Source organism: Collinsella sp. TF06-26, from assembly GCF_002232035.1.
In the GTDB taxonomy this organism is placed as follows: domain Bacteria; phylum Actinomycetota; class Coriobacteriia; order Coriobacteriales; family Coriobacteriaceae; genus Collinsella.
Genome location: NZ_NKXR01000024.1, coordinates 1 through 10170 on the forward strand (window position 1 = coordinate 1; position 10170 = coordinate 10170).

At 51.6% G+C, this 10170-nt stretch carries 8 protein-coding genes; 1 reads left to right on the forward strand and 7 read right to left on the reverse strand.

Annotated elements, in window-relative coordinates:
- Positions 1 to 70 precede the first annotated feature (70 nt).
- From rfbB to rfbA, 5 genes are all read right to left on the reverse strand, one after another.
- A complete protein-coding gene (gene rfbB, locus CHY22_RS09600; protein WP_089573660.1) occupies positions 71 to 1090 on the reverse strand; it encodes a dTDP-glucose 4,6-dehydratase in 1020 nt (339 codons plus the stop codon).
- Between the two features lie 20 nt (positions 1091 to 1110).
- Complete coding sequence (locus CHY22_RS09605; protein WP_089573661.1) at positions 1111 to 1707, reverse strand: hypothetical protein; 597 nt, start codon at positions 1705 to 1707, stop codon at positions 1111 to 1113.
- Positions 1708 to 1709: 2 nt separating this feature from the next.
- The gene (locus CHY22_RS09610) at positions 1710 to 1895 is read right to left on the reverse strand and encodes a hypothetical protein (RefSeq protein ID WP_089573662.1); all 186 of its coding nucleotides are present in this window, start codon (positions 1893 to 1895) and stop codon (positions 1710 to 1712) included.
- 98 nt (positions 1896 to 1993) lie between these two features.
- Entirely contained in the window at positions 1994 to 2281 is a 288-nt protein-coding gene (locus CHY22_RS09615) for a DUF6718 family protein (RefSeq protein ID WP_199408774.1), read from the reverse strand.
- Between the two features lie 46 nt (positions 2282 to 2327).
- Positions 2328 to 3227 (reverse strand): glucose-1-phosphate thymidylyltransferase RfbA, encoded by a 900-nt coding sequence (gene rfbA, locus CHY22_RS09620; protein ID WP_089573663.1) that lies wholly within the window; start codon positions 3225 to 3227, stop codon positions 2328 to 2330.
- 214 nt (positions 3228 to 3441) lie between these two features.
- On the opposite strand from rfbA, the gene CHY22_RS09625 reads away from it, so the two are divergent.
- Positions 3442 to 5868: a glycosyltransferase family 2 protein gene (locus CHY22_RS09625; protein ID WP_089573664.1), complete on the forward strand. Its 2427-nt coding sequence runs from the start codon at positions 3442 to 3444 to the stop codon at positions 5866 to 5868.
- 606 nt (positions 5869 to 6474) lie between these two features.
- Here CHY22_RS09625 and CHY22_RS09630 read toward each other — a convergent pair.
- Both CHY22_RS09630 and CHY22_RS09635 read right to left on the reverse strand, forming a co-directional pair.
- Entirely contained in the window at positions 6475 to 7116 is a 642-nt protein-coding gene (locus tag CHY22_RS09630; RefSeq protein ID WP_143759231.1) for a transposase, read from the reverse strand.
- A gap of 175 nt (positions 7117 to 7291) precedes the next feature.
- Positions 7292 to 9346 (reverse strand): DUF2142 domain-containing protein, encoded by a 2055-nt coding sequence (locus tag CHY22_RS09635; protein WP_089573666.1) that lies wholly within the window; start codon positions 9344 to 9346, stop codon positions 7292 to 7294.
- Positions 9347 to 10170 lie beyond the last annotated feature (824 nt).

The following is a 10170-nucleotide window of genomic DNA, read 5'->3' on the forward strand; positions in this document are numbered from 1 at the left end:
GACGCAGGATCATCCCCATGCCCTGCGGCCCCGCGCGGGCGCCCCGCGGTGCGGTTCGCCGGGGTCCGGCCTACTGCCCCTGGGCGCGGTAGCGTGCCTCGGTGGCCTCCTTGGCCGGGCGCCACCAGGACTCGTTGGCGACGTACCAGTCGATCGTCTGCTTGAGCCCCTCGGCGAAGTCGGTGTGCGCCGGCCTCCAGCCCAGCTCGCGCTGGAGCTTGGTCGAGTCGATGGCGTAGCGGCGGTCGTGGCCGGGGCGGTCGGCGACCCAGTCGAAGTCCTCGGGGTCGCGGCCCATCGCCTCGAGGATCATGCGCAGGACCGTGATGTTGTTCTTCTCGCCGTCGGCGCCGATGAGGTAGGTCTCCCCCATGCGGCCCTTCGTGAGGATGTCCCAGACGGCCGAGGAGTGGTCCTCGGTGTGGATCCAGTCGCGGACGTTCTCGCCGCGGCCGTAGAGCTTGGGGCGCACGCCGTCGATGATGTTCGTGATCTGGCGCGGGATGAACTTCTCCACGTGCTGGTAGGGGCCGTAGTTGTTGGAGCAGTTGGAGATGGTCGTGCGCAGGCCGTAGGTGCGGGTCCAGGCGCGGACCAGCATGTCGGAGGACGCCTTGGTGCTCGAGTACGGGCTGCTCGGGTGATACGGCGTCTCCTCGGTGAACTTCGCCGGGTCGTCGAGCGCAAGGTCGCCGTAGACCTCGTCGGTGGAGACGTGGTGGTAGCGGACGCCGTATTTGCGGACGGCCTCCAGCAGGCGGAAGGTTCCCTCGACGTTGGTGCGCAGGAACGGCTCCGGGTCGGCGATGGAGTTGTCGTTGTGGGACTCCGCGGCATAGTGGACGATCGCGTCGTGGCCGGGGACGATCCTATCGAGCAGCTCCGCGTCGCAGATGTCGCCCACGACAAGCTCCACGCGGTCGGAGGGCAGCCCCGCGATGTTCTCGGGGTTGCCGGCGTAGGTCAGCTTGTCCAGGACGGTGACGTGGACGCCCGGGTGGTTGTCGACCACGTAGTGCACGAAGTTGCTGCCGATGAAGCCGCAGCCGCCCGTGACGATGATGTTCTTAGGTTCAAAAATCTCAGACATGAATCTCCTTTTTTCGCCTACTAGAGATGTAAGTACTTAAACATTTGAACATATGAGCCTTCAGCAGAATCAGAATCTTCTCCTGCAGGTTTGTTTCTTATGCCAAACTCTCTGTATCCCATGCGACTATAGAACTCAATAAGACCAGGCTCATTGACAGAGTCCAGAAACACAAACCTTCCGCCAACAAGACGCTGTATGTCAGAAATAGACTTTTCAACGAAAGCCATGAGTTCTTCACCGGTTACGCGACCTATACCTGAATCGCTTTTCCCAAATTGCGCCAACAGAACACAAGGCAAATCAAAACAACCAGTTTCTGGTCTAAGTTCACCAAAAGAAGCCAACTTCTTGTGAGCTGTTTTTGAAACGACATTCTCAGGAATGGAGGCAATCTTTAGAGCAAGGGCATAAAAGCCAACTAAAGCGGCCGCATCTGTATCAAATACAAGATAAGAGGCACAGAAACCCCTCAGGTTAAAATCAAACGCGTTATAACGAACAAAATCCTCTATATCCTTGTTACGTTCACAGCGAAAAGAGGAGAGAACGTCCGAAACCTCGTCCTCTCCTCGCGCATTAAGTAATTGGAGTAAAGAATACGATACAAGCGCCATTTCTAGAAGCCCATCGATTTAAACAAAGAATCGATGGCCTTCTTCATGTCTGGCGTCAAAGACGGATCCGAAGGCGATGGCTTGAACTTCAAATCCTTGGTTACGCCTTCATCATATGCGTCGCACAACGCCTTTACGCCCTGAGGAGAGAGCATCCTAATCGGTGTTTTTAAACTTGAAGTAGCCATATGCCCTCCTTCCCTTAAAAATATCTACTTAGATTATAACCGAAAATACGAACACATATTCGAATTGCCCGATTATCATGAAATTCTAACGCAGCTTCTTACTTCGCTTGCTGCTCAAGGCGCTTTACAAGCTGTTCCTCAGAATGGACAAACTCAAATGGTTCATACTCGCCATATGCGGAAGGACGACTGATGTTAATGAGCTGAAGGTCAGAGATGCCGAAACGATCCTCTATCCTTCGCATCATCTCGACAAGCTCCTGGCCCGGCTTAACGGCCATTACCAACGAACCTTGCTCAGAAAACCACTTAGCAACCAGATAACGCATCAGCCAACTCGCCTCCCCAGTACGAAAGGGATGAGAGAAGGTCGACTGAAAGGCCATCACGCTCCAGAATATCGGTCATCACTCATCCCCTTTCACCAGGCAATTAATACTCGCGCGGGCTGTTGACGATCTCGCCGGCGGCGACCTTCTTCAGGTGCTGCCCGTAGACCGACTTGCCGTAGGCCTTCGCTGCCTCCTCCAGCTCGGCGGTCGTGATCCAGCCGTTCTCCCAGGCGATCTCCTCGGGCACGGACACGGGCAGGTCCTGGGAGTGCTCCACGGCGCGGACGAACTCCGCGGCCTCGTGCAGGCTCTCCATGGTGCCGGTGTCCAGCCACGCGTAGCCGCGGCCGAGGGTGACGACGGACAGCGTCCCCTCCTCCAGGTACATCTGGTTGAGCGTGGTGATCTCCAGCTCGCCGCGCGCGGAGGGCTTCACCTGGTGGGCCTTGGCTGCCACGTCGCCCGGGTAGAAGTACAGGCCGGTGACGGCGTAGGAGCTCTTGGGGCACTCGGGCTTCTCCTCGATGGAGACGGCCCTGCCCTCGCCGTCGAACTCAACGACGCCGAAGCGCTCGGGGTCGTCCACATGGTAGCCGAAGACCGTGGCGCGGCCCGACTCGGCGTTCTGGACGGCGCGCGTCAGGTGGCGCGACAGTCCGTTGCCGTAGAAGATGTTGTCGCCGAGCACGAGGGCGCACGGCTCGCCGCCGATGAACTCCTCGCCGATGGTGAAGGCCTGCGCCAGGCCGTCGGGGCTCGGCTGCTCGGCGTAGGAGAGGTTCACGCCGTAGCGCGAGCCGTCCCCGAGCAGGCGCTCGAAGTTGGGCAGGTCCGTAGGCGTGGAGATGATGAGGATGTCCCGGATGCCCGCCAGCATGAGGGTGGACAGCGGGTAGTAGATCATGGGCTTGTCGTAGACCGGCAGCAGCTGCTTGGAGGTCACGAGCGTGAGCGGGTACAGGCGGGTGCCGGAACCGCCGGCGAGGATGATGCCTTTCATAGAATTCCTCTCAGTTGACAATCGTTGAGCAAAAGCTGCTAATTGCAAATAACGATTAGACAAACATAGTTATTAAAATTATATGCGCCGGCAACGGCTTCCTCCTCATTCTCTTTAAAACGGACAGCAGAAACACGCATCTCTTTCTGCATTTATCGCGAGGTAGGAAATGAATTAGTACAATGAGCAGTGTCCAACAAACGAAAGGCAAACAATGCGAGTCGAAACAACCGGAGTATGCAGAGGAAACTGGAAAATCTACCAGCAACTTAAAATAGAAGGCATCCATGAAGGCTCCAGCATAAAAGCTCAAGCGGCAACGGATGACGACCGCCGCTTACCTTTGTCTCTTCTAAAATTCAAGGACAATAACGGCGAATCGAACTCATACGTTCTTGTAATCCCCGACCCCGATACCCGAGCCATTAAAATTGAGTTTAACGAAATCGGCAAAGACGGTTGCAACCTGAGCAGCGACTCCCTTTCGCTCAATTGCAAGAACATCAAATGGGAGTCGCGTCTTAACTACAAAATTAAACCTGACATGTGCAGCAAACTCCGAAATTACGATGACGTTTCAGAGTTTGAGATGGCGACGATTGATTTTTGGCAGTGCATCGAAGATTCAAACGAGTATATCCTGAGGTGCACGGTTAGAACACCGTACCGCAATGACTCGCAAATCAAACTTCGCTGCCTCGACCGGTTCCTCAATGAGGTTGGGCTGAGCATAGTCAATTTCGGTTCAAATGTAACGAGCGTTGGATTTACATCCGAGAAAAAGCAACTTGAAACGCAGCTCTCGATCCGCATGCCAAAGGCGTTTGATCGTTACTATTTTATTATTGACGATCAAAATCACCCATCATTCAGTGCATTTGACTGCTTAACGCCTGATAAATTAGGCTTGCTTCTTGAGGAGACCAACTTCCTCTTTACCCATGCGCAGTTTGACCCCGAATACCCCGAATGGTTTACAGAGCATAAGGCAACCATTGGTGCACTGGAGAAGCAGAGAAAAATCGTCTTCAATAGCGCTCCGAAATTCAGCATCATTGTCCCTCTTTACAACACGCCCATTTCGTTTTTTAACGATATGGTCGAATCCGTAAAAAACCAGTCTTATGCAAACTGGGAGCTCCTCCTAGTTAATGCAAGCCCTGACAATCAGGAACTAAAGGCTCGCGTTGAGCAGGAGACAGCCCGCGACAACAGAATTAAATCAATTACCCTTGCCGAGAATAAGGGCATTTCCGAAAACACAAATGCCGGAGTAGCCGCTGCTTCGGGCGATTTCGTCTGCTTCTTTGACCATGACGACATCCTTGAACCGGATTTGTTGTTCTCGTATGCCGAGGCAATTGAAAACAATGATGACGTTGATCTTCTTTATTGCGATGAAGACAAACTCATGCCCGATGGAAAGCTGGCACAGCCGTTCTTTAAACCGGATTTCAATATCGATTTACTCAGAAATAATAACTATATATGCCACATGCTTACCATCCGTAAGTCCCTTCTTGACACTCTAGAACCGAATACGAAAGAGTTTGATGGAGCCCAGGATCACAATTTGACTCTCCGGGCCGTTGAAAAGGCAAGGAATGTCCACCATGTTGCAAAAGTTCTATATCACTGGCGCTTAAGCGAAACGTCAACCGCAGCAAATGCCGACAGCAAACCTTATGCCACCATTGCGGGAATTAAGGCGGTTCAGAATCACCTCGACAGACTTGGGCTCAATGCAAAAGTTGAACAAGCGCGTCGTCCCTTTACATATAAAGTAACCTACGCCGCGCCAGATTCCCATCCGCTCGTTTCGATCATCATTCCGACCAAAGATCACGCTGATATCCTCGATAACTGCATTACGTCAATTGTCGAGAAATCCACATACGACAATTACGAGCTTGTAATAATCGAAAATAACAGCACGGAAAATGCAACGTTCGAGTATTACGATAAGTTACAAGCCAAATACCCTGATATCGTTCGCCTTGTTACCTGGGAGCACGAATTTAACTTTTCCAAGCTCATGAACTTTGGAGTGTCCCATGCCAAGGGCAATTATCTCTTGCTGCTGAATAACGACACTGAAGTGATTACGCCCAATTGGATTGAAACTATGCTTGGCATCTGCGCACGCGAGGATGTTGGCGCAGTTGGTGCAAAACTCTACTATCCCGACAACACCATTCAACACGCTGGCCTATGCGTCACGGGCGGCGTGGCAGGACATCTCTGCCAAAGCATGCCAAAAGACAACTGGGGCTATTTTGCACTCAACGATGCACAGCAAGACTTCAGCGCCGTCACGGCGGCTTGCATTATGACCAAACGTAGCGAATACGAAAAAGTCGGAGGTTTTACCGAAGAGCTTCAAGTCGCATTTAATGATGTCGACTTTTGCCTAAAGCTTCGCGAGATTAACGATCTGGTTGTATACACGCCCGAAGTCGAGCTGTATCATTACGAGTCAATTTCTAGAGGCGTTGAAAACAACACGGACAAGCAGATTCGCTTCCACAAAGAGGTTGCGTACATGAATTATCGCTGGGCAAACTACTATGTAGAAGGCGATCCATACATGAACCCGAATTTCACCGTGGGAGAACCAGGAAATCGCTATTACCACTTGTAAGATCTAAATGCAGTCTCACAATAGGTATTAGCAATATCATTGCACTATAGATAAGGGGACGGGGCCTCCAATCCCCCGCTCTCTTATTGCCGCGACTTAATTGATAGTTACTGATCCCTTTTTCTGTGTTTTGAGAAAGGGGGCTCATTGACTGAGTAATCGTCTTTCTCCATACCACCTATAACGCACTTCAGTAACGCCATCCAAAAACGTGAATATTGCCCTTCGGTACCGCCCGCGGCGCGCTTGAGTACCGCTCGCATCCGCGCCCGCGCCCCACCGGTCCGCCGCCTATACACTCGAGACGCGATCAATGCAAAGGTTAATAATCACTTGTTGCTCATGGCAATAGAGATGCCGGATCCGAGCGCCTTGTCGAGTTTTGAGATTTCTGCTGTTCTCTATGGAAATGTTGAGACGTAACGAGAGGTGTGCAATATCTCGATTCATTCGATCGGTTGCGCGTCGTTTATTCTTGAGTAATAGACTTTCTCCGTTCCACCTGCAACGCGCTTCGGTAGTATCATCCAAAGACGTGAATATTGCCCTTCGGTACCGCCCGCGGCACGCTTGAGTACCGCACGCATCCGCGCACGCGTGTTTGTGTCAACGGCCAACTGAACACTGTGGCACGCCGCCCCAGAACTCGTACATGTGCACGTAGCAGCACAGCCAGGTGCGCTCCCTCATATCCAGCGTCGGCTCGAAGTAGGCCTTCTGGCTGAACGGGAGCACGCCGACGAACAGGTAGATCTTCGAGACCTCCCTGGTGATCGGGTTCACCAGCCCCCTGCCGTTCGTCGGGCCGGACCAGTCGACCTCGCACGACACGCCCGCCTTGTGCTCGATGCGCTTGGTCAGGTTGTTCGCCGCGGTGTAGTCGCCGTAGCGCTCGCAGAACCTGGTGTAGCCCATGGCGACCATGTGCCCGCGCGAGCACTTCGACTTGTACTCGTCATGCAGCAGGCGCAGGTTGAAGCCGACCTTCGCCATCTCGGCGTGCGCGTAGGACCAGTCGGGCTCCTCGAAGACGCTCTCGCGCACGTTGCGGTCGGGGTAGAACAGCTCGTAGACCCGCTCGTCCCCAATGCCCTTCACCTGGTCCCAGGTGATGCCGCGATCGCCCGCGATGTCGAACGCCTCGCAGACGCTGCCCATGGACATGTGCCTGGTCTTGGCGATCGATCTCCTCGACATGCCCTGGTCACGGAGCTCCATTATGAACTTCGCCCTTATCTTCCTTGCCATGTGGTTCCTCCTTCCGTGAATCGGTTGCACTGCAAGCCGATTCTACGGACGGAGGAACGGCGATACGGAAATGGCAGAACGGGCGATGCGGAAGGAGCGAAACGTCTGGATGGGAAGCGATACGGAAAGCGCGAAACAGATGCTGCTCAGAGCGCGCAATACTCAAACTGGCAAACTACCAGAGTACTATGAAATAATACGAACATGCAGCGGAGAAAAAGATCATAATTGACGTGAGGAACAGCATAGTTATTCTTGTCGTACTTTCTTCCTTTATCAATTTGCCTGAATTACTGATCTGTATGCCCCCTGTAGAAAAAGAAGGGGCAAGCAAGGCAGCGTATAGCAACAGCGGAGTAAGGTATCGTGCTTGACAACCTGCAATGGTATTCGATCCAACTGATGTAAAGCTCACATATAAAGCCGTGCAAACAAGAGCAATCGATGATGCGACTATAGTAAGAACCCACAACCTACCACACAGGCTCAATCCAAAAGTCTTCGTTTTTGGACTATCAATTAAAGATCCAACGATGAGAACCGTAAAGGGCAAGGCTGAGCTCCATTGCAACACAGCCGGAAGAGAGACGCCCATATAAGAGAACGAAAGCGAGTACATATCGGAATTAACAGGGGAAATATAGCCCAATATGAAGTTGATGAGTGTGTATGCGTAATCCAACGGATGAGAGAGAATATACGCGATTTGACCTGAAGCACTAACATCAGATCCCCCGCGGGCATCCCCTGCTTGCGCATCAGCGCTAAATAGCATTGGCAACACAAATGATAAAACCATTACGAGCCCGAAGGCGACTACGAAACCGATATAGCGTTTGTAAGCGGTGCGCGAGGAAAACTTGGCTCGGGGCATAAGAAGTAGCAGACCAATGACCGGAAAGTAAATTGCCTTTGGAGCAAGCCCTAGGAATAACGCAGTGACGATTTTTAGCAGGCTTTTGATTGTAAGTCGCTCGAGCGGACGACTAATTTCTCTCACTACCAAAGCAGCTGCAAGCATGAGAAATGACGTCACAACAGGATCATACGAATAATTTGAAGCGAGAAAAATACTCGTCGGAAGAAGACCAATGAGCATCATGGACAACTTTTTAGTAGGGATAATACGGATGGCAAAAGCAATAACTACTGCATATGAAATAAGGTTGCCCATCTTACCAAACATGAAGCTCACCAAAATTGGAACATGGAATACGCGAGCCACCCACAGACCGATTGCCGATGGAACATACCCGAATGTGGAGACCGTAGTGAGACTGCTTTTCGATATGGGCGATGCAAAACTTGGCTGCTCCATATATTCGCCCGACTGTTCAGCAGAAGCACCCGCCTCGGCGACCTCATCCACCGACTCGTAGAGCAATTCATGGTCTAAATTCACCGCGGCCCAGGGCTTAGTGACGAGCAGTTGATCCGCGTATGAATACTCCGAATGTCCTAGGTATGACAAACCGAGCGCCCTATCGTAATGAATCTCGTCATCCCAAGAAATCGCGGTTACCGGAGGTGCGATGAAAACCAAGAAAGATCCCAATAGTAGGCAAGAGCTGAGAAAAAAAAGCTCGACCCTTCCCTTCTTCCAGAAATAAAAGAACGCACCAACGCCGACAAGGAAAAAGCAAATCAACAGATAAGTTAAACGACCCGCAACTACACCGATTATCTTAGAGACAAAGTAACTAGGCACCAAGCCAATTATTGCGACAAAGAGGGTCATCAGCGTGACACCCGGAATAGAGTAGGCAAACAGTTTGCCAATAGACCTTTGATACGAATGCCCTGAAGGCCCGATCTTGGGAACCGCGGCGTACGAATTGGAGACATGTACGATCATGCAGCCCGAAATAGCGACGAAAAAGATTAGAATACGTCGCTTGCTCCAATCTGATAACTCTAACGGGGTAGACAACGGCGCTCCCCAAAGCGTAAACACCTCAAGAAGAATGGCACCTATAGCGCTTAACCCAATGATACAAGCGAGCATCTTGGGAGAAGAAACGCCATATTTGGTCTGTTTCGGAGTCCTAAGAAAGAAATGATACGAATAAGCAATGAATACAGATCCGACAAACGCAGCCAGGGCATAGACAAAAGCCGCGGAAGGACATAGCTTGATAAAGGCCAGCGACGCAGCAGATAAAACGCCGACGAACAACGCGGCAATTACCCCAATATCCGCCTTACTCAGATCGGCCTTCCCAATAGTCATCTTTCTTTATCCTCCAAACCTCAAGCGGGGCTAAGGGCAGTTTCAGAGTTTTCCCCTCACTTGCTATTCTGCGCTGGTTAGTATCGATACAGCATGCCTGGGCTCAATCGATTTCTCATCATCTGATGATACAGTGAGCCCTCTTGGCTATTTGCTCATTCTCAAGTTCTTGTTCCAAGATTAGCAACATCCCGTGCAATTTTGAACGGCGCCTTGCAGAGCATGCCCTAGACGCAATAAATAAGATGAGAATTACACATGAAGCGGAAAACCAAATAATCAGAGAGGCAATGGTGCTATCCGCAGAAATCTCACCATTGCCTCCCTTGTACCATTCTGAGAAGGCCCAGCCGATAGTAGCTCCCGGAAAACCCATCGCCACTGACATAAGTGAAACGATCTCGCCGTCCCCATTTGCGGCATCAAGCAGTGCAAGCAGGATTCTTACTTACTGCGCCAAACCAAGCCCCATCTTTTGAGGAGCCTCGGATGTGCAGCTTGAACAAAAAGAAATTCTAACCAAACACCTCCTGGAAACTTTCTTATCGTTGTTACTCATTTTGAGCTCATACTCCGCACAGCCCAAAATCCTAGAATCGCCGTGACATCGTTTATGCGAAAGCATATCCGGGATTTTTATATTTAATATCCCTAACACACTCCCCAACTCGCCTGCAGCGCTACGCATCTTCTTGATCGTCCAATCACTTCATGAGCGCAAGCTATTCGCCGCGAGAATTCTCGCGGCGAATCAATTTGGGGATTTTTACCATGGTTGATTTTCAATCTCAGCGCAACAGCCTGAACGGCCCCCGCGTTTCCGC